The 18,479-nt window shown below is 54.8% G+C and carries 24 protein-coding genes and 1 pseudogene; 16 read left to right on the top strand and 9 right to left on the bottom strand.

Features of this window, described 5'->3' with window-relative positions; genetic code table 11:
• Window positions 1-42: 42 nt before the first annotated feature.
• Entirely contained in the window at window positions 43-342 is a 300-nt protein-coding gene (locus tag FHW37_RS32970) for a hypothetical protein (RefSeq protein WP_145643793.1), read from the bottom strand.
• A gap of 20 nt (window positions 343-362) precedes the next feature.
• Here FHW37_RS32970 and FHW37_RS32965 point away from each other — a divergent pair, with 20 nt between their 5' ends.
• Window positions 363-752: a hypothetical protein gene (locus FHW37_RS32965; RefSeq protein WP_145643792.1), complete on the top strand. Its 390-nt coding sequence runs from the start codon at window positions 363-365 to the stop codon at window positions 750-752.
• Window positions 753-760: 8 nt separating this feature from the next.
• On the opposite strand, the gene FHW37_RS32960 is transcribed toward FHW37_RS32965, so the two are convergent.
• Together FHW37_RS32960 and FHW37_RS32955 are read right to left on the bottom strand one after the other, a co-directional pair.
• Window positions 761-1,405, bottom strand: coding sequence for an SOS response-associated peptidase (locus FHW37_RS32960; RefSeq protein ID WP_145643791.1), 645 nt, complete (start codon window positions 1,403-1,405; stop codon window positions 761-763).
• 24 nt (window positions 1,406-1,429) lie between these two features.
• Entirely contained in the window at window positions 1,430-2,098 is a 669-nt protein-coding gene (locus tag FHW37_RS32955; RefSeq protein WP_145643790.1) for an SOS response-associated peptidase family protein, read from the bottom strand.
• Window positions 2,099-2,434: 336 nt separating this feature from the next.
• Here FHW37_RS32955 and FHW37_RS32950 point away from each other — a divergent pair, with 336 nt between their 5' ends.
• Together FHW37_RS32950 and FHW37_RS32945 are read left to right on the top strand one after the other, a co-directional pair.
• A complete protein-coding gene (locus FHW37_RS32950) occupies window positions 2,435-2,926 on the top strand; it encodes a response regulator (RefSeq protein ID WP_145643789.1) in 492 nt (163 codons plus the stop codon).
• Between the two features lie 125 nt (window positions 2,927-3,051).
• The gene (locus FHW37_RS32945) at window positions 3,052-3,393 is read left to right on the top strand and encodes a hypothetical protein (RefSeq protein WP_145643788.1); all 342 of its coding nucleotides are present in this window, start codon (window positions 3,052-3,054) and stop codon (window positions 3,391-3,393) included.
• Between the two features lie 211 nt (window positions 3,394-3,604).
• Here FHW37_RS32945 and FHW37_RS33895 read toward each other — a convergent pair whose 3' ends face one another.
• Together FHW37_RS33895 and FHW37_RS32940 are read right to left on the bottom strand one after the other, a co-directional pair.
• Window positions 3,605-3,763 carry a hypothetical protein gene (locus FHW37_RS33895; protein WP_186458529.1) on the bottom strand — a complete coding sequence of 53 codons (159 nt, stop codon included), beginning with the start codon at window positions 3,761-3,763 and terminating at the stop codon, window positions 3,605-3,607.
• Between the two features lie 311 nt (window positions 3,764-4,074).
• Window positions 4,075-4,398 (bottom strand): hypothetical protein, encoded by a 324-nt coding sequence (locus tag FHW37_RS32940; protein WP_145643787.1) that lies wholly within the window; start codon window positions 4,396-4,398, stop codon window positions 4,075-4,077.
• A 600-nt stretch (window positions 4,399-4,998) separates the two neighbouring features.
• Between FHW37_RS32940 and FHW37_RS32935 the strand changes: the two genes are divergently transcribed.
• Entirely contained in the window at window positions 4,999-5,334 is a 336-nt protein-coding gene (locus FHW37_RS32935) for a hypothetical protein (RefSeq protein ID WP_145643786.1), read from the top strand.
• Window positions 5,335-5,466: 132 nt separating this feature from the next.
• Here the strand turns inward: FHW37_RS32935 and FHW37_RS32930 are convergent, their stop codons facing one another.
• Window positions 5,467-5,730 carry a BON domain-containing protein gene (locus tag FHW37_RS32930; protein WP_145643785.1) on the bottom strand — a complete coding sequence of 88 codons (264 nt, stop codon included), beginning with the start codon at window positions 5,728-5,730 and terminating at the stop codon, window positions 5,467-5,469.
• A 1,007-nt stretch (window positions 5,731-6,737) separates the two neighbouring features.
• Between FHW37_RS32930 and FHW37_RS32925 the strand changes: the two genes are divergently transcribed.
• On the top strand, window positions 6,738-7,001 hold the full coding sequence (locus FHW37_RS32925) for a hypothetical protein (RefSeq protein ID WP_145643784.1): 264 nt from the start codon (window positions 6,738-6,740) through the stop codon (window positions 6,999-7,001).
• A 34-nt stretch (window positions 7,002-7,035) separates the two neighbouring features.
• Here FHW37_RS32925 and FHW37_RS32920 read toward each other — a convergent pair whose 3' ends face one another.
• Window positions 7,036-7,389, bottom strand: a complete 354-nt coding sequence (locus FHW37_RS32920) for a response regulator (RefSeq protein WP_186458528.1) — start codon at window positions 7,387-7,389, stop codon at window positions 7,036-7,038.
• A 254-nt stretch (window positions 7,390-7,643) separates the two neighbouring features.
• On the opposite strand from FHW37_RS32920, the gene FHW37_RS32915 reads away from it, so the two are divergent.
• Together FHW37_RS32915 and FHW37_RS32910 are read left to right on the top strand one after the other, a co-directional pair.
• Window positions 7,644-7,853 (top strand): DUF2934 domain-containing protein, encoded by a 210-nt coding sequence (locus FHW37_RS32915; protein ID WP_145643782.1) that lies wholly within the window; start codon window positions 7,644-7,646, stop codon window positions 7,851-7,853.
• Between the two features lie 205 nt (window positions 7,854-8,058).
• Window positions 8,059-8,571, top strand: a complete 513-nt coding sequence (locus FHW37_RS32910; RefSeq protein WP_145643781.1) for a ferritin-like domain-containing protein — start codon at window positions 8,059-8,061, stop codon at window positions 8,569-8,571.
• A gap of 137 nt (window positions 8,572-8,708) precedes the next feature.
• On the opposite strand, the gene FHW37_RS32905 is transcribed toward FHW37_RS32910, so the two are convergent.
• Window positions 8,709-10,229: a M10 family metallopeptidase C-terminal domain-containing protein gene (locus FHW37_RS32905; protein WP_145643780.1), complete on the bottom strand. Its 1,521-nt coding sequence runs from the start codon at window positions 10,227-10,229 to the stop codon at window positions 8,709-8,711.
• 576 nt (window positions 10,230-10,805) lie between these two features.
• Between FHW37_RS32905 and FHW37_RS32900 the strand changes: the two genes are divergently transcribed.
• The 3 genes from FHW37_RS32900 (at window position 10,806) to FHW37_RS32890 (ending at window position 12,549) form a co-directional block, all read left to right on the top strand.
• The gene (locus FHW37_RS32900; protein ID WP_145643779.1) at window positions 10,806-11,012 is read left to right on the top strand and encodes a hypothetical protein; all 207 of its coding nucleotides are present in this window, start codon (window positions 10,806-10,808) and stop codon (window positions 11,010-11,012) included.
• A 142-nt stretch (window positions 11,013-11,154) separates the two neighbouring features.
• A complete protein-coding gene (locus tag FHW37_RS32895; RefSeq protein WP_145643778.1) occupies window positions 11,155-11,475 on the top strand; it encodes a hypothetical protein in 321 nt (106 codons plus the stop codon).
• 108 nt (window positions 11,476-11,583) lie between these two features.
• Window positions 11,584-12,549 (top strand): magnesium and cobalt transport protein CorA, encoded by a 966-nt coding sequence (locus FHW37_RS32890; RefSeq protein WP_145643777.1) that lies wholly within the window; start codon window positions 11,584-11,586, stop codon window positions 12,547-12,549.
• Window positions 12,550-12,877: 328 nt separating this feature from the next.
• Here the strand turns inward: FHW37_RS32890 and FHW37_RS32885 are convergent, their stop codons facing one another.
• Window positions 12,878-13,537, bottom strand: coding sequence for a hypothetical protein (locus FHW37_RS32885; RefSeq protein ID WP_145643776.1), 660 nt, complete (start codon window positions 13,535-13,537; stop codon window positions 12,878-12,880).
• A gap of 324 nt (window positions 13,538-13,861) precedes the next feature.
• Here FHW37_RS32885 and FHW37_RS32880 point away from each other — a divergent pair, with 324 nt between their 5' ends.
• From FHW37_RS32880 to FHW37_RS33890, 6 genes and pseudogenes are all read left to right on the top strand, one after another.
• A complete protein-coding gene (locus tag FHW37_RS32880) occupies window positions 13,862-14,737 on the top strand; it encodes a transglycosylase SLT domain-containing protein (protein WP_145643775.1) in 876 nt (291 codons plus the stop codon).
• An 873-nt stretch (window positions 14,738-15,610) separates the two neighbouring features.
• On the top strand, window positions 15,611-16,327 hold the full coding sequence (locus FHW37_RS32875; protein ID WP_246691058.1) for an SDR family NAD(P)-dependent oxidoreductase: 717 nt from the start codon (window positions 15,611-15,613) through the stop codon (window positions 16,325-16,327).
• Window positions 16,328-16,393: 66 nt separating this feature from the next.
• Window positions 16,394-16,972, top strand: coding sequence for a cyclodeaminase/cyclohydrolase family protein (locus FHW37_RS32870; protein WP_145643774.1), 579 nt, complete (start codon window positions 16,394-16,396; stop codon window positions 16,970-16,972).
• Window positions 16,973-17,078: 106 nt separating this feature from the next.
• Entirely contained in the window at window positions 17,079-17,381 is a 303-nt protein-coding gene (locus FHW37_RS32865; protein ID WP_145643773.1) for a hypothetical protein, read from the top strand.
• 122 nt (window positions 17,382-17,503) lie between these two features.
• Window positions 17,504-18,112, top strand: coding sequence for a DUF1684 domain-containing protein (locus FHW37_RS32860; protein WP_145643772.1), 609 nt, complete (start codon window positions 17,504-17,506; stop codon window positions 18,110-18,112).
• 161 nt (window positions 18,113-18,273) lie between these two features.
• A pseudogene (locus FHW37_RS33890) lies at window positions 18,274-18,387 on the top strand (pyridoxamine 5'-phosphate oxidase family protein); the annotation flags it as partial.
• Window positions 18,388-18,479: the final 92 nt, after the last annotated feature.

The raw sequence follows: 18,479 nt of genomic DNA, 5'->3' as shown, positions 1-18,479 counted from the left end.
TCGATGCCTTCATAGCTTCCGCTCCTGTTCCCAGCCGGGAATCTAGCGCGGAAAACTCCAATTAAAAACGATCCAGTTTTTGGGGATCAGAGCACGTGCTGATCCTGCGCGTTGCGACTGCAATGACAAATCCACGCAAAGTGCAGCCCATTCTCGCATGATCGATCTCAATGTTTCTGCTGCTTGCCCCAGATTAAGAAACCCTATCATGTCCGTCGATAAAGGAACGCTCGACAGCTTTGGTATCAAGGTCAGAAATCTGAAGTAGTTTGCCCAGCCATGTTGCCCAAGACGCGTGACCCACGGGATATTGAAATTGCTCGCCGGAATAGCGATTTTCATAGCAACCCCGGAGGCTTTGGATGTTTGATGCCCTCATCGCGCTTTGCGCAGTCGTCGCAACATTTACCTTTTGCAGATACTTTTCGGCCAAGACCCGTCGCGTCGAGAATGATATCAAGGCGGTCGTCGAGAGAAAGCTGGCGACCAGCGACTATCGCATTCAGTTGAGCCAGTTGAAGGAAGAGAACGCGGTGATGCGTAACATTCTGCTCGACCTTGTCGAGAACGAGACGTGTTCTCCGGTGGTGCGGAGCGGTTCTCAAGCCGATCTAGCGCGATTCAAGCGCACCAAGATTCAAAGATATCGCGAGATATTGGCGGAAAGTGTGCATGTCCTTCAGCAGAGTGCCTATGAGCGAACGCTGGATCCTGGCGCGAAGGCATTGTCGGTAAAATCCGACAAATTATAAGAAGTGCCCTATAGCAGGGTCATCTGGGGATCCGGGCTCTTCCTCTTCACCCACGGCTCGGTGGTGCGATCCATCACAAGAAGGTCGTCAGGAAACTTCCTCCGTTGAAACGCGACGGTATCTTCCAGATTGCCATGCAGCCATCGGTCGTACTCCTCACGGTGGAGCAGCACCGGCATCCTGTCATGCACTGGCCCGACGAAGTCGTTTGCGTCGGACATCGCTCCACTATAGACCGGTCCCCATTCATCTGACACACGCCATAGTCCTGCCCACGCGAATATCGGCTCTTCCTTGACGGAAAACCATGTCCGCGTCTTTGCCCCCTTTGGCCCCTCCGCCTCAGCAAACCCGGTCATTGGGATCAGACAGCGTGCCTTCGGATTGCGGCTTAACCCTATCCAGAAACCCTTGGTGAGATCGGCGATATTGTTTACCGGCTTTGGTTTTGCATCCGGTTTCATACCCTGGAATTTCATCGGAAATCCCCATGTCATCGAGCGAAGTTCGCGAACACCGTCATTCTCGACCACGACCATCCCCGGCGTACCCGGGTAGATTTCTTCCGGGGCGTTCGACGCCATCAGGTTTGGCACGTTGAAGTGAGCCGCCACTTCAGCTGCCGATTTGCGGACGGTATAGAGGTTGCACATGCAGGCTCCCTTCCCTTAACACGGTCATAACATAGTGCGCGAACTGCGACGGTGAATGGCCTTGTTGGGCGGTATCCCGCTCCGCCATCTGTCCCTAGTTTCCAGAGCCTCGAAGTCTTCGGATGGCCTCGGCTCACGAAATTGGAATTCGATCACGTCCTCAACCCTCCCGTGAAACCAGCGATCATACTCATCCGGCTTCAGGAGAACGGGCATACGGTCATTCAAGGGGCGAATGAGGTCATTTGCGTCACCCGTCATACCGGCAAACACAGGCCCAAACTCCCGTGTATTGCGACAGAAGCCTGCCCACGCGACAATTGGCTGGCGAATAAGAGAAAACCATGTCCGGGTCTTCGACCCCTTCTCCCCGTCGGGGTTGGCGAAATGGGTCATCGCGATCAGACATCGGTACTGGGGGTCGACGACAGTGTTCTCCCACAATCGGTTGGTGAGGTCGGCGACCAGGCCAATTCGGCTCGGCAGTTCTGCGCCTCTTCGCATTTCAGTTGTTTGGCGCGGAAAGCCCCAAGGCAAAAGCTTGAGCCGCCGGAGACCATCTTTCTCGATAACGATGAGGCCATAGGTGCCCTCAATCGTTTCCGACGGGACTTCAACCGGCGGCACGATATCGACGGCGAAATGCTCGACAATTTCCTCGAGGGATCGAGTTATAGAAAATAGGCGCGACATTTTCCGCTCCGAAGGACGCATAACTAGAGCATGAACGAACAGAGAACAACCGGGGCCCGGATTCGATCATAGGGACTGCAGGAGAGGCATTCTTTTACATTAGTATCCGGTCATACATTGGACGTAATCCAGCCTGATCGCAGACTTATGAACGATGTCACCTTCTACGCCACATCTGCACTCTGCTTCGCGTTGCTCGGATTGATTGCATATAAATTTGCGGTCTTCCTTTGATACTGTGCGGACACAGCCCGCAGTCGGTATCGCGGCAAAAATCGCGACAGACTATGTGCACATCTCAGCATTACAAATTTCTTCACCCAAGATTTCGGGACGATGATAGCTGCAAGCCGGTTTCAACTGTGCCTTATGAACGGAACATTACACAGCCTGGCGTGGTTCGCCCTTCAGAGAAACAAGAAGGAAACCTCCCCAATGTGCCGTATCCTGATCGTTGAAGACCAACCGTTGATCGCCCTTTGTCTGGAAGAAGCCGTGATCGAACTCGGCTACAAACCGGCAGGGATGGCGCCGAATAAATCGAAAGCCCTGTCTCTTGGGGCAAATGCCGATGTCGCCCTTGTCGATGTCAATCTTCTTGATGGGCCAACAGGACCAGAGATAGGGAAGAGCCTTGCCGAAAATGACGTCTCCGTCGTCTTCATGACAGCAAACCCGGAGCAGCTCGGCAGTGGTATTCCAGGGACACTCGGCGTCATTAGCAAGCCCTTGTTGGACATCGAGATGGTGCAAGCCATCCAATATGCTGTTGACCGCCATGAAAATCGGATTGCTGCCTGTCCAAAGAGGATGATCGAGTTCGCATGATCCTCGACAACTCCGCAAGCTCTCATCTTGGTTTGAGAAACTTCGTTTAGGGCTTGTAACAACTGGAACAAATTCCGTTTGTGCTCATTGCATATTGGCGTCAACGACCACAAACGGGGTTTCCCATGAAAATCGCGCTGTTTGGCCTTCTGGTGCTTGCAACTGCGTTTAGCGCACCCGTACCGGGCGTTGCCCAAACCGCCGACGATGCCGCCGCACAAGCTTGCAAATCGACGGGCTTGGTTGCCCTAAAAGAAAGGGCACCCGAGATCACCGACCTTGTCCTCGACATGGAAACCGTAGCGGTGAGCGCCGCCAATACGAAGGTCGAAGACGTGCCTGTAAAAACTGTCGTATTGGGTGAAGCCTATATCGCAAGAGCCGGCCAGACGGGAAAGCCAGATCGGTTCGTCTGCCTGCTTGGCGAAAAGGGCAAGGTATTGCTGACATTTTTCACAGCTCAATAGGAAGAACTGCCATCAACAGGCATTCATATGCGGGTTTGCCTGCGTCGACAGGGGGCTCGTAGCTCGAAGGCTGGCCTCACACGCTCTACTCGCGCTATCGTTCACCTTGAAATCGGAAAAGGGCACTTTGGGATCACACAGAGGGCTCGCTATTGGTCCACGCATCCGGCCTGAAGTCGATATGGCCTGCAACCGGAAGGATCAACTCAAGCTATTGAGAGGCGCTCAGTCGTAACGCTTTCAACCTCTCAGTTTTCTTGCGGCGGGCTTCACTTTCATGATCAGTGACCTCGAACGCATGACGGGTCGTTTCCTCCATCGCTGCGCGTTTCTTGTCGTGGCTGGTGATTTTCGGTTCATTGTCCATCATCATACCCTCCATGCACATGACGACTTAGGACGCAGCGGTCCGCCGGAAAGCGTTTGTACGATATGGTACGCAGACACCTTCACCAAAAATGGTTCAGACACGGCGGATGCGTAGGTACTAAGCTCGCATCGAGAGCGCCCGATACTCGAAGGCTCCGTGGTCAGTTGAAGGGTTCTTAAATTTGCCGGGTCGCATTTACTCCAGCCGAAGCCTTCGCGTAACGCTGCGTGATCGCGTTTAAGGCTCCTTTGAAGAACGTCCCGTTTTCACGGCGAACGATCATATTTCTCGTCAGTGACAACCATCGACCGTCATCTGAGGATGAATCCGTCGATTTCGATTTGACCCATCAGAGGACGTTCCGGGAGAAATCGAAAGAAAGTAAGTTTCACAACTCTGGCTGCGCAGGTCCGCCGCCGCACAGCCATGACGGAAGGGGCTCCGTGGAGGCGGAGCCCTTTTTCATTGAACACGATCAAAAGGCATTTTGATTGATCAGAATAATGGTTGTTCAGCTGTTGCCGCACCGACTGCTGTACCGACATACTGAGGAATTGCTGTTCGACCTTGGTTTTAAAACTGTCGGCACTTGATGAGCCGATGCCTTTGAGAGCAGCCCGGTGTACAGCATGCATCGGGTTCTTTCAGGTCGTGGAACTTTCTACGCTCAGCACAGTTCAGTAATCGCCGGATCGACGCCATCGGACGGCCCCCTATCGGAGCGCGGCACTCCCCAAGCACCGTGAGCCGCGCTCCGAGTCAACAATAAAAAATGTGATCGATTGTTATTTCCTGGGTATCGGGTGGCGGCATTCCATATGTTCTTCAAGGACGTTACCCCGTTCAGACGTTGATAGGCTAGCCAGGCGGCACCGCAGAGTGCTCATTATTCTTATCGTCATGATGTTCATCGGCGTCGGCACTGGGATCGGTGCTTGTAACGCAATCGTGGCGGTGATTTCGCAGTCCACCAACCCCGTTTCGCAAACATGAAAGGCATCGGATATCTTTGAGAATGGGCGTCATCATCGCAGTCCACGAGGACCTTTGCCAAGAGGGCGCGGTCTACTCGATAAGTCATGAAGGCTAGAGACTACCTTTACTGGCGCGCTTCACAGGCGATGAGACCTCATCAGATCCGTAACGGAAACTCGGTAGCGGGGCATACCGATCGCACGATATGACTTCATCTGGGCAGATAGCGGTTTGAATACCCGGTTCGAAAAGGCGCTAAAATGGTGGCTGGTCAAAGCATTGATAACGACGTCGAGGCCATTCATTTCGGGCAGGAACACTGTTTGACCGATGCGACGATTGAGCTGAATTTTTTTGACACGCGTTTGCATGTACTCATTCTCGTGCTGAAGACGGCTGACTGCGTTGTCGAGTTGACTTATTCCGATCCGGTCGTCGAGAACTACAACTTCTTTTGCCAATGCGTGTCAGTGAATGGTGGCAACATTGTCGATCATGAATTCGATATCTTGATGGAAAAATCGACCCATAAATTTGTGGTCGATGACGGGGACTTCTCCATCCAATTCAACACATTCAAGTACCGGCGCCGATAAATCTACTGGATCAGGTAAGGTTGTGGGCGTCTCCTCATCACCCAGCTCTCGCTCTTCGAAACTCAAGGTTCGCGTACAGCAAGAAGGGTCTGCCCATTCAGCGGGGACAAACCCTTCCTGGATTTTTACGGCTTACGATACCGAAACGAGGCGGTTCACAATCCGATCAAAGCCAGCGATTTCGCTGGCTACCCGCATAGCGCGTTCCACATCGCGCTGTGTCCTGACAGCACCTTCGAGCAAGATTTTCTCTCCGTTCACATCCACGGAAAGATCCCTCCTGTCGAAGTCTGCGAGATAGTTCAACTCCATATCAATCGCTTCCCGGTCGCAAGAAATACCGTGCTGGCACGAAAATTCGAAATTGCTCGTTGGCTGAAGGTTGCTCAAGAACATTTCGACGTCTCCTCTACATGAACGCTAAATGAACAAACCGTTGCCGGAGGTTTATGTTCCCTCGGTGTTTAGCCTCATCAAACATTTGACCGGAAAACACTGGAAAAGCAGTCGATCGTCTGCGATCCATACCACGCAAGACCTTGTTCTAACTCAAGCCGATACCGGTCAGGCGTGCGTGCATAGGACACTAGCGAGCCGCCCCGCTGCATCAATCTGGGGCATGTTCCGATTATAACAAAAGCCGAAGGCCAGAGACGAGAACACGAAGCCGGCTTTCGGTTGCGGTTTAATCTTTCAGGCACGGCATTCATTTACATCGAGCAGTGCCAGCCCAATGTGCCGACATTCTTGCAGGGGCAAAATCAAACGACGGGATCACCTGGTCGGCATTCTATTCGCGGGTATCCTAGAAAATACCGCACATGGTCCGGCAATGGCAAAACTGCGCGGCATCCAATTTGGCCGCTAGCCAAAATCGAGGCAGGGTGAGCAGAACTAAGCTTGTGAAATGCTCGCCAGAAGTGATGCAATCGAAACGGTTGCTCAACATGCCATGTCAGTGAAAGTGCGATCTACGGGTTGTCGAAGCCGTGAGCCTCTTCAACAGCCACTCCGACTGGTGCCAGCCAATTGCGAGACTTCGACGCGCCAACCGTGTTGCTGTTTGGGCGCCACAACCGCGTTCAGCGCCCACCCTTCAAGGGCGATGCGATCACGAGAAACGACCATAACGACGTCAATGTCAGCGCACGGCGGGCAACATACCGTGATGACGCGGGAGCCTGCCGAGGGCGGAGCTGGTACTCATCGCAGAGCTTGTCAAGCGTGCAGGTTTTTTCCGACACGGCGCATTCTTGCGTTTGCGGCGTACTTCCGGCCGCATCGAAAAGTTCCAGAGCTGACGCGCGCCCACTTTTTGAAATGCACGGTAGGCTTTCGCGCAGCGGTTGTTGTTCCAAAACAAATGTGGTGCAATGGTCCATATTTCTCCCTGGAGACAGCGTATGATCAGCTTAGAGCAGTTCATTGAGCGCTTGATTATCGGTCTGCGGGATGCCAGCCCGCGCGAGACAGTTGAACTGGGCGTGCTTCACGGTTTTGCCGTTGATGCCGCACAGAGCGACACCCCCAAACTCGCGGCATTTCTCAGCAGTCTGGACGGCCTGGAAGCATTCTGCGCCGAGCTGCATCGCTTACCGGCACTGATCCAGCCCGTGGGCATTTCTGGGTCCGAATGGCGGTTTGTGAGGCCGGTCATGTCGAAGTAGGCTCAACCGACTGTCACGGTGAGCCAAAAGACCGTCAAGCCGTTAGCGCCTGCAGACGCGCGATCAGGTCTTCAGGTGATGACGGCTTGTTCAGCCATTCGTGGGCCAGCAGCTCATCAGGCAAATGAGCCAAGTCTACCATCCCGGAGTAGAATAGCACGGGAACACCGCGTTCGCTTAAAGTCTTGGCGATACTTGCCGAGGTATCGGCGCCGACCCGATAGTCGAGCACAGCGGCGGAAGGCGTGGTCGCTTGCAGCCAGGCAAGCGCCTCAGGTGCATTGCCGAAAGTGACCACATCGGCGCCCGCGTCTTCCAGTGTCGTTGCCAGCTCGAGTACGATCAGGGCCTGGTCATCCACCAGCAAAATCGTTTTATCGTGGAGCATGCTTGTCCCCCATGCTTCCCGGCTCATTACGACCCGCGTTCCTATGCATTCTTTCGACATAGGTGATATGCCACCAATCTCAAGCACGCCGAGGTCGTAATCAGGATATCAAGGAGCAAAAGCACCCGAAAACGCGGGTTCGTACGATATCGTACTGATGCTCTAAGCGGCGGCAACGAATGTCCTCCAGATGCGTTGCCGCTCACCCGAGACGCCCGCATGAAGCCGACGCCTTATCCGGGAAGGAGCGCATTATGAGCATCGATCGCGACGAATGGATTAGCCAGCGCGCCTTCGCTATCTGGGAAGAACAGGGCCGACCCCATGGATTTGACGGGGAACATTGGGCTCAGGCCAATATGGAATGGGAGGAGCGTGACGGACCGCTGGAAGGCGCCAGGGTGGAATTGACGCCTGAAGGCGAAAGCTTCTCAGGCAGCACTCCGTTCAGGAGAGCCATCTAGTTTTGCCCTCCAAAGGTCGATGCAAGGTCTGGCACCTGATCTGATGCCTGCCCCACAGCGCAGGCCGGTCGGGAGGGTTGGCACTGGAAAACTCCGATCCTCTCCATCATCGCTGACAAGGGCTTTGTCTTTTAGCGTACAGACGTCTTAAGGAGGGAACGGGTAGGCAGGTCCTCCGTTGGAGCCGGTCAACGAGGAGAGCCCTATGACCAGCACCCAGCCCCGCGACCTGTTTATCACCGGCCTGCGCAATGCGCATGCTATGGAACACCAGGCGCTGTCGATCATGAAGCCGCAGCTGCACCGCATTGAGAACTATCCGGAAGTCGCCGAAAAGCTGGATCAGCATATTCGTGAAACCGAAAGCCAACTTGAGCGTCTGGAGGAGGTGCTCACCAGTCTGGCCGAGGATCGGTCGGCGCTCAAGGATATGGCGCTGTCCGTCACCGGTATGATAGCCGCGCTGGGACACAGCGCGGCCAGCGACGAGATCCTCAAGAATGCGTTTGCGAATTTCGCGTTCGAGAATTTCGAGATTGCCGCCTACAAGTCGCTGGTGACGCTCGCCGAGTACGCCGACCTGCACGCGCTGGCCGTGCCGCTCAAGGCCAACCTGGAAGAAGAGCTGGCAATGGCGAAATGGCTAGACGAAAATATGGCCGCCCTCACAACTAAGTTTGCGGCGTTGAGCCAGTACGGCGAGAACGCCAAGAAGTAACCCCTGCCCCTGCGGCTTTTGTATTTTGGATATTCTATGAAGAAGCCAACCGCCCGTGACAGATACACAGGGATCCCGGCAACGCCTGGAGCGTAGCCGGTCGCCCCCAAAGATCAGGGGGGCGGGCCTAGATTTGGTTATGTCAGCCCGCTCCCGGAGAAGTGGATGTTCGTCACTGTCAGGCTCTCTAGCTTGATATTCTGAAGAACCACCTCGTCACCATGGCCGAAATCAAACACCACGTTATCGCAGCTCTGATGGGCGTGCGCCATCGCTTTTGAATACGTATTGGCGACCGATCCTACGGCGAGTTCGAGCAGATCTTCTGAAGCGGCAAAATCGGTGACGATATCCTTGGCGTCCCCCTTCGCGAAAACAAAGGTGTCGCTACCTGATCCCCCGGTGAGCTTGTCCTTTCCGGTGCCACCTGCCAATGCGTCGTTACCGGCGCCGCCTTTGATGACATTTGCGGACGAGTTGCCGATGATGACGTCGTTGCCCCTTCCGCCGATTGCGTTTTCGATAACGGTTCCGCGCGCGAGCGAAAAGTTATTGAGGCCCCCTGCAACGCTGGAAAAGCTTTCTGCATGAAGGTCGATACGCTGGTTTGCTGTCACCCAATCGAGCTTAAGAGTGTCTCTGCCACCGGTGTCAACCAGCGTCATCATCCCACTGCCGCCGGAATACTCTGCCTTCAACGTATGGCTCGTATCACCCGCATGAATGCTTGTGCTGCCGTAGAGCTTGCGAATGGCAAGGACGTCCACCATCATTGGGGTAATGGGGGGCGCCTTGAGTGCAGTAACCCAGATATTGTCGTCCGTATTGAGATACGACATCGCGGTCAGCTGCTTCGAGTCGTTGGCAAAAAGCTGCCCGCCCGAGGGGCTGTTATCATATCGGCCCGGATGCCCAAGGCCAAGAGCGTGGCCAATTTCATGGATATAGGTCCCGAGTGTATAGGTGTTATAGCCGGCGCCATAGTCCTTGATCCAGCTGACCGGCACATTGACGTATGTGCCGGAAGCTATCCCGTTCTTGATGGATGAGGCACCGCCTTCCGCGCCGATTTCCTTATCGTCAAACTTGATCTCGGCCGAACCGCTGACAATCTTGAATTTGATTCCGGATGCTTCAGTCCAAGTTTCGAGTGCCCACTTGGCGAGCTGTCGCCCCTCTGACGTCAAACTGCCAAGGTTGACCTTCAAAGTTGCGCCGGCCCTGATATCGAACTTATAAGGCTGATCCCAAAATTTTTCGGTCATATAGGTGGCGATAGTGTCGTAACTGGCGAAGTGTGGCGCCTTGACCGTCTTCACACTGACTTTGTAGTCGCCTTGCCCGACATTATCGAGGCTACCAGCCTGGATATAATATGCGCCGGTTTTCGGCGCGATGAACCGAAAATCCGACGCTCCGTCATCGGTCTTGCCGTATTCACCGCGATCGCGCATCGAACCATAGGAATCGAACACTGCCGGAACAGCCCAGGAAGCAGATCCCTTTAAATCAATCTGATAAGCTTTCCCGGCGATAAGCTTTACCTTGATCCAGTCTGTATCGTGGTCGAGAGACCCGCTGAACGTATCACCTGCAGCTATAGCATAACTGGTCGAGGTATCCGAGGCAGCATCAGCGCCTTCTCTATAAATCGCCATTCAAGCCCCTCAGCATAAATCCCTGGCAATCATGCACGCCTCTATTGGGCTGTCATCCCCCAAATTGGTGGCATGCACCATTGCGCGGGGCGCCTGGCGGAGGTGCTGAGGTCCTCAATCCAGCCGTGTGGAGGCGCGGTGCTCACATCATTCCGAATTCCCTGCAAAAGGAGAGCCGCTCGTATGATGTCCAGCGCCCTCACCTCGATGATCCGGACGTTCGGCTAACCCCCTGCCAGCGTCTGCCGAATGATGAGGAAATGGCTTTGGCCGCGAGCCGCGATTACTGCAAAGCGACCGTTGGAGTGGTTCTGGTGGTCGGCGTCATGGCATTTGCGGCGGCATATCTGGTCAGTCTCGCTCGGGGCCATAACCTCGGCCTTTATAATGTCTTGGGGCCGGACGGTAACACCAGACGTCCCATCCCTGATATGAAGCGCGATGGTGTAATTTTTTCTTCCAACGGGGACACCGCGCTGCAAAGCAGGATTTCCGTCTGTTATCGTACAAAGCAGTTCTCAGTTTGGGTTCGATGGTCGAATCGAGGTATTCAAAAGCTTCGTACGGAGTTTTGAAATGCTTGAATTGGATGACCTGGAAGCCGAGCAGATATACTGGGCCAGGCGCAAGATGTCGACGTCTAATGATCAATCAGAAGTGGTGCAGATTTCGACCGTCTTCGGGTTGTCTCGCGACTATTGGAGCGTTGCGATGCTTGGAACCGACCAACACTACTCAGTCACCGACTTTGTATTTTTAAAGAAAATCGAGCCGGGTATTTAGGCGAAGACAGCGTCCCGTCGCTAAACCGTCGACATTAAACCTCCGTATGGGGCGAAAGAACTGAGGAGTGTGCGATTGACAGGGCTCGCCATCCCAACCACCCCGTGGTGGCGCGTCGCTCAGGTTCGAACAGGCTGTTTCTGTGAACCTTTTGATCTCAGCGATTTTCGCGCTGTCAGCGGCAGTTGGCTTTTCAAGCGGTGAACCGAATATCGATTCTGACCCCGCCGCCGTCCCAACCGAACAGCACGATATCGTTGGCTTCTTCGAACCTGAAATCGCGATACTGACGTTCCTTTCCCCGACCCGCAAAGCTGGATGGATCACCGGCTTTGTTTTGTGCCCAATTGCAGCCGTAAAGTTCGCCCTGCAAGGCGCGTGGTTGCAAGCAAGCATCTCCGCCATTCTCGTGCTGCCGCTGTCACTGCGGCGGCGAAACGTACAGCGTTCTTGCCTGAGCTGATCCAGCACCTCGGACAGGGCCGACAATCCAGCAGCACCGCCATCCTTTTTGCTCTTTCGAGGCCCATCTCCTCCTCAATCGCATCTAAACGTTGCCAGGACAGCCCAAATGACCGTCGTCGCCTCATACATCTATCGTGCCGGTAAACGTGCCGAGGAACTGCCAATCACTTCAGATCCGTTCGAAGCGGACGACGGCAACTTTGCGTGGATCGGGCTCACCGAACCGACTATTAACGAGATGGCAAGTCTTGGAAAAATGTTCGGGTTGCATCCCTTGGCAATGGAGGATGCCCTCAACGGAAAACAGGTTCCAAAGGTTGATATATATGGTGACCAGCTTTTTGTGATTGTGAAGACTGCCCATCTCGACGGTGACAAGATCGCTTATGGAGAGACCTGCGTCTTCATGGGCAAGCACCATTTGATTTCGGTACGCCAAGGATCAGCTCGGTCACACAAACAACTCCGGAAACAACTGGAACAATCGCCCAACCTACTGGAACACGGTCCTGACTACGTCCTTCATGGCATCATCGACTTCGTCGTCGATGGTTACCTGCCTATGGTCGAGACCATGGAGGATAAAGTCTTGGAGATGGAGAAACATGTCCTGACCTCCTTCCTAGACCGAAAGCAGGTCAAACATTTGTTCGGCATGAGACGCCAAGTCATCCGTTTCCACCGCGTGCTTGGACCGATGTCCGAAGTCGCTGGCAAGCTCAGTCACCTTGACTTGCCGTGTATCGACGAGAACGCAAAACCCTTCTTCAAGGACGTCCTCGACCATGTACGCAGGGCGGACGCCATGGTGGCGAGCTTGCAGGATGTGATTACCTCAGTATTTGAAGCGGCAAACCTTTTGGAGCAGCAACGTCAGGGGGCGATAACCCGTCAACTTGCGGCCTGGGCCGCGATCCTTTCCGTGCCGACCGCAATTGCAGGGGTTTACGGAATGAATTTCGAAAACATCCCCGAGCTTAAAACAGAATACGGCTACTATGTTGTGCTCGCTGTTATCGCAACCCTTTGTACAGTGCTTTATTACAGGTTCAAAAAGACGGGCTGGCTTTGATAAATTGCCGACGACGACCGGCGAGACCTCAGCATCATACCGAGGAAACGGCCTGAACGAGCCTCTCCCTTAGCCCGACCATCGTAAGCGCCTTGATCTTCTCAGCGGCGAAAAACGGTCTATCACGCTCGATCCAGATGACATCAGGCCCCTCGGTGACCCGAATGGGCTCCATGGTTGGCAGCCGCGGCCGTCTTTGGCTCCGAGAAGCCAATGCTGATGATACTGCTTTGTGTAGCTTTCAAGATTGCATCATAAGACACGAACGTCTCCTAACACCCGGTTCGATGGCTAGACCTGCATCCTCACAGGGCCTCTCGCGCTCTCCTCAAGATGTCTTTGGAAATAAAGGCGTCACGTTCGATGCCCCCGTTTGCGTAGATGTCTGTTTTCCTGCCTCTCTCGATTTGAACTTTTCGACGTCACGAAGAATCGCGAGAAAGCCCTGATCCTGATGGTAATAGTCTGGCTTATCCGGCAACTTCAGATCAAATTCGATTTCAATACGTGCGATAAGGTCCATCGCAGTCGCTGCCAATCGCGAGTACCCTTCAAGGCGTCGCTCAAAGAAACCATCGTATGCGTGCTTTGAAAGATCGAGACTGTCCAAGGCATTCTCGAAATTCGCGACGCGGTTTGAAAACCACATGACGGCCTCGCCAAGATCATCACCCAGCAAACGCCAGTCAGCATCCTTCGGCAGAGCGAGGACGGGCTCCGGTGAATGAAAAGCGAACTCGACTTCATGGTCCTGATCGAATTCGGGTGTGTCATGGACCGCCCCGTAACATGCACCAACGTAGTCATCGAGTGCCAGAAGGGTTACCATTGCAAAGTTGCGGCGATCGGAATGACCAGGTTTTGCCTTGGATCGGCCCTGCACCCACCCAGTGAATGCCTGGCTCGCGGTACCAAGAGCAAAGCCTCCAGCGCCGATCAGCGCTCCAAGTGACATGATGCCTTGAGTAGTGCCGAAGAAATCAGTCACGGATACCTCATTTGATGAACGCAAAGTCGACCGACGAAGCTCAAAGACGCGTAGGGAATCACACGTCGCAATTCAGTTTGCCTTAAAACAAGCGGTTGGAAAGTTCGGACTTACAGGACTTCAGCTGTTCCACAGGGTTGAAAACATTGTCTTCACAATCAAATGTGATGCATTGCGCCCTGCTTCAAGAGCTTCCTCTGAATGCGGGGTCTCATGTCGCTGGCGAGAAACCGCTGCGCGTAGAAAGGTTCGCCGATATTGAGCTGGTTCAGCACCGCTACAGGAAAGAGAGAGGCCGCTCTTCTGTGGTTATGGGCACCCTTGATGTCTGTTTTGCTGCCGGTTTCGACCGCTGTCGCCAAAGACGACGAGATTGAGGCTTGCAGCTATCAATCCATGGTCGATGGACGTTCGATATGCATCAGAACGCAATCCTTCAACGCCGACCTCTGCGCCGCGATGGAGACCTTGGCCAAGCGAAGTGACGTCCCGGTCCCATTCTTCGCCCGGCTGATCTGGCGTGAAAGTCTTTTTCGGCCGGAAGCTCTTAGTCCAAAGGGTGCTGAAGGTATCGCGCAATTCATGCCTGACACGGCGCGTCTTCATGGGCTTCAAAACTCGTTTCATGTCGTAGAGGCGCTTGATACCTCGGCGCGATATCTCGCCGAACTCAAGGAACGTTTTGGCAATTTTGGTCTTGCCGCTGCTGCCTACAATGCGGGCGAGAATGGTCTGCGTCGCTTTCTGTCGTCTGGTCGACTGCCGCTGGAAACGAGGGACTACGTGTTCGCCATCACCGGCCAGCAAGTGGAGACATGGAGGGATAGCCCTCCCGAAGTCGCAGCACCCGCCCTCGACGACGGAAAGTCATTCATTGACGCTTGCCGAACCCTCGCGAATACCCGACGGATGAATGAGCCCGTGTTGGTAAAGTCCGCCGATTGGGCACCATGGGGCATCCAGTTGGCCGCTCACTACAATCCCGCTGTAGCAGACCGCCTCTACACAGCCGCCATTTCCCGCCTGCCCTCACCCTTAAACGCGGAGAGAGCGCTGATCGTCAGGCAACGCGGCGGGAACTTTGGCTATCGACCCCGTTATGCCGCGAGAATCGGCAAGGAAACACGCACGGATGCGATCAAGGTCTGTGCCGCAATCAAGTCGAACGGCGTTGCCTGCACTGTGTTCAAGAACCGCTGATTGGCCGAAGGTTGAAAACTTCGTGAAGGCTCTTCTTCGTCATTACCAATGAGCACGGACGACGGCGTTCCTTTTCGGATGTTCCAACTCTTCGCTGAATTTTCAGTTGGCGTATGGCCGACAAATGACGGGACAATTCCGAGCGAACACGTTTTTGCCGATCAATTGCGACCAGTCGAGCCGAAGTGCGTAGAGTTCTTACCTGGTCCTCCTTGCGCTGACCAACGCGGAAGGATGCGATGCGATCCAGTCTTTACATCCGATTGTCGCGCGGCTGATGGGATTGCCTGCTCCGATCCCCAGATGAAGGGGTTGCGCAATTTGTGACCGAGGTCATCAGTACAATCGGCGCACTATCTTGCCGCGCAATCATCGATACTCGCGTGATTCATGGCTTTTGCGTCGAGGCAGCGACGGAGCGAGCACCGCACCTGATCACGTTCATATCCAGCGCAGAGGGGTTTGCGAGGGGTTTGCACCGCCCGCAACCTTACGCGCAGAAAAGACCAGCCGAAATGATGCGTTGGACGTCACCGGCAGTTGGTGGAAATGTGTATAGCGTTTCTGGGCGCGATAGACACCGGGGCGCGCCCTGCCAAACGACGATCAGTCTTGTTCACAGCACATTCGCTGCGCAAGTCGCCCAGATTGCACACTGACGGTCTTTCAAGCGGCTCCCAGATCACCGACGTCGTCTCAAACGCAGCAAAGACATGAATTTCCAAACTGGCCGATGTCCAGACCGACCGTGCGCCCTAACTCCGTGAGACTGCGCCGAGGCATATTCGTTTCGCCGCGCTTTTGGAAAAGGGTTTTCGACCGTGCCCAATACCTCGCCGCAGCGAACGACGCACCTCTGAGGACGATTCTGACGTGGACACGAAAGGAAATTGCATTCTCTCCTCCTTGCCTGTTGGATTTCGCGCCGTGGTCATTGGCGCAAGCGGTGGGATCGGCTCGGCAATCTGCGATGTCATTGCCGATCAGCCCCACCTTCGTGAACTTGTCCGGCTATCAAGGAGTAGTCAGGGCTTCGACCTCACCGACGAAAATTCAATTGCTGCGCATGCGTCCCACCTTCGCGCAAGGCCGATCCATCTACTGATATGCGCCACGGGTGTCCTGACAATCGGTGACAGGTCACCCGAAAAGGCCCTGAAGCACCTGGATCCAGAGATTATGGCGGCGCAGTTTGCCACAAACACCATCGGACCTGCGCTGATCGCAAAGCATTTTCTCCCCTTGCTTGATCGGCGAGAGAAGTCAACAGCAGCCTTTTTGTCCGCGCGCGTCGGCTCGATTGGTGACAATCGGCTTGGCGGCTGGATATCCTACCGCTCGTCAAAGGCGGCGCTAAATCAGGTCGTTCACACGGCCGCAATAGAGATGCAGCGAACACATCCGCAAGCGGCGGTCGTCGCGGTCCATCCTGGAACGGTCCGGACAAGATTGTCGGCGCCCTATTCATCAGGCCACCCGACGCTGAGCCCGTCCGAGGCGTCGTCATCGATCATGAAAATGCTTGGGCAGATAACGCCTGATCAAACCGGAAAGTTCTTTTCATATGACGGCCGCGAAATTGAGTGGTGAGACCGCTTTCGTTGTAAGCGGAGTGAGGTGAGCCGGTTGACAGGCTGCCAACCATCGGAAGCGTTCATGGATCTTCAGGACATCGACCTTAAAACGATGCTCGCTCAGATTGGTCGGGCATCGCCCTCCATCAGCGGCAGCACAGCTGCTCTCGTTGCCGGCCAGCTCGGCATCGCGATGGCACGCATGGCATTCGAAGTCTCGCATAAGCGCGGCTCTGACACGGAATTGGTGACCGAAAGGCTCGACTTCCTTCTCGCTCAGATCAAAAAGGCGACCGAGGACGACCGGGTGGCGTCGATGGCGCTTATCGAAGCGTATCACCAGAACTCTTCTGCGGCAGACAGAAAATCAGTGCTGATCGATGCGACCAGAGCGCCACTCGCGGCCGCGCATCTCCTGGTCGAACTCTTGGAGCTTTTGGACGGTGACGCGTCTAAGGTCGCGAGCGATGTTGCAAGTGACTTCGATGGCGGCGTCGAGCTGATCAGTGCAGCCTTTGCAGCAGTCATGATGGCGGTGGAAAGCAACCTGCGTGACGACGATGCCCAGCTCATCCGCGCACGCACACAATCCAGTCAGTCGAGCCTGTCTGTGCGGGCCGAGCGTACCATCCAACGCCTGCGGCAAGATCGGTCGAAATAGCACTTAGGCATGGTCGCGCATATTTTGTGAACGAGAAGCCAATCGCCGAGGAACTCCTGATCATGGCTGCCGTTTCGCTAGCTGTGACCTTGATTAGGAGTTCAACATGCCCGATGACGACAAATCCGTGCTGACCGCATCCGCCAATGACGTCGACGAGAGCCTTTCGACGGACGCTGTCTCATCGCTCATCCGCACCGTCGATCAACAGCGCGAGCTTGAAGAACTAAGGGCGGAAGTAATATATTTACGCAGCGCAGCCCGCGCCACGCAAACGAACCGGTCACACTCCACGACCGGGGCGGCACGCTCGATACGAGACGAGATCGAGTATCAGATCAGGCGCCGGCCTTTTAAGATGGTCGCTGTCGCCGCGGTCGTCGGATTCGTTTACGGAATAGCACGATAACAGAGCCATCAACGGAATCTGCCCGTTTGGCCATCTAGGGGATCTAATGCTTTCATTCAGCGGCCCCTGGCGGGCGTCGGGTCTGCAGTTGCTAAGGTTCAATATTTGATAAGGAGGTCTTGATGGACGAAACGCTACAGCTTTGGGATTGGCGCGAGAAAATCGCAAATCTCTACTGCCAAATACGCTCAACCTCTGATGTCTCTGCAGCCTGGCGTCTCTGGCGTGACACGCGCGCGACGATGTTTCGCGATCATCCTCAATCACCCATCGAAGCGCCCGACCGAAAAACATTTAACGGCCCTTCTACGTTTGCTTATGATCCGGCGCTGCGTCTGGCGGTAAGCCTTGATATGGTAGAACCCGAACACACGACCGTCGCGACGGGAGCAGATGGTGAGTTGTCGATGCGTTCATTTGCTCGCACAAGTGGGCTGGAAGCAAGGTTGGGCGGCGAGCTGACCCTCTACTGGATCGAAGGATACGGTGGTGGGGTGTTCCTGCCTTTCGTCGACGCGACGTCAGGTACGGAGACATATGGCGGCGGGCGATATCTCCTCGACACGATCAAGGGAGCTGATCTGGGAGTTGCCCGTCCGGGCGGTACATTGGAGCTCGATTTCAATTTTGCCTACTTTCCGTCTTGCGCGTACTCGTCACGCTACGTCTGCCCACTCGCGCCGTCCGGAAACCGATTAAAAGGCGCAGTCAAAGCTGGGGAACGACATTGAGAGAAGCCGTAAAAGAGACCACGCCCGTCACCTGGCCATAGGGGGCCAAGTCTTCGTCCCAAGCGGGCAACGGCCGCGTCAGCTGCGATGTGATAAGCCTTACGGAACGATCGCATTTGCAGCGGGTTTGGGTGGCACGTCCTCATAACCGGGAGAGCCACATGTCAAAAACCTTGGAAGAAGTATCGAAGCAGCTACAGAAAATCGATTTCTGCATGTTGAGCACCAGGGGTGAAACCGGCCCTTTCAGCACCCGTCCGATGAGCAACAATGGTGCTCTGATCCCCAAAAACTGGATCGTTTTTAATTGGAGTTTTCCGCGCTAGATTCCCGGCTGGGAACAGGAGCGGAAGCTATGAAGGCATCG

It is taken from the genome of Neorhizobium alkalisoli (assembly GCF_007829835.1).
Classification (GTDB): domain Bacteria; phylum Pseudomonadota; class Alphaproteobacteria; order Rhizobiales; family Rhizobiaceae; genus Neorhizobium.
The sequence above is the reverse complement of the archived record's forward strand: the minus strand, read 5'-3'. Positions and strand labels throughout refer to the sequence as shown.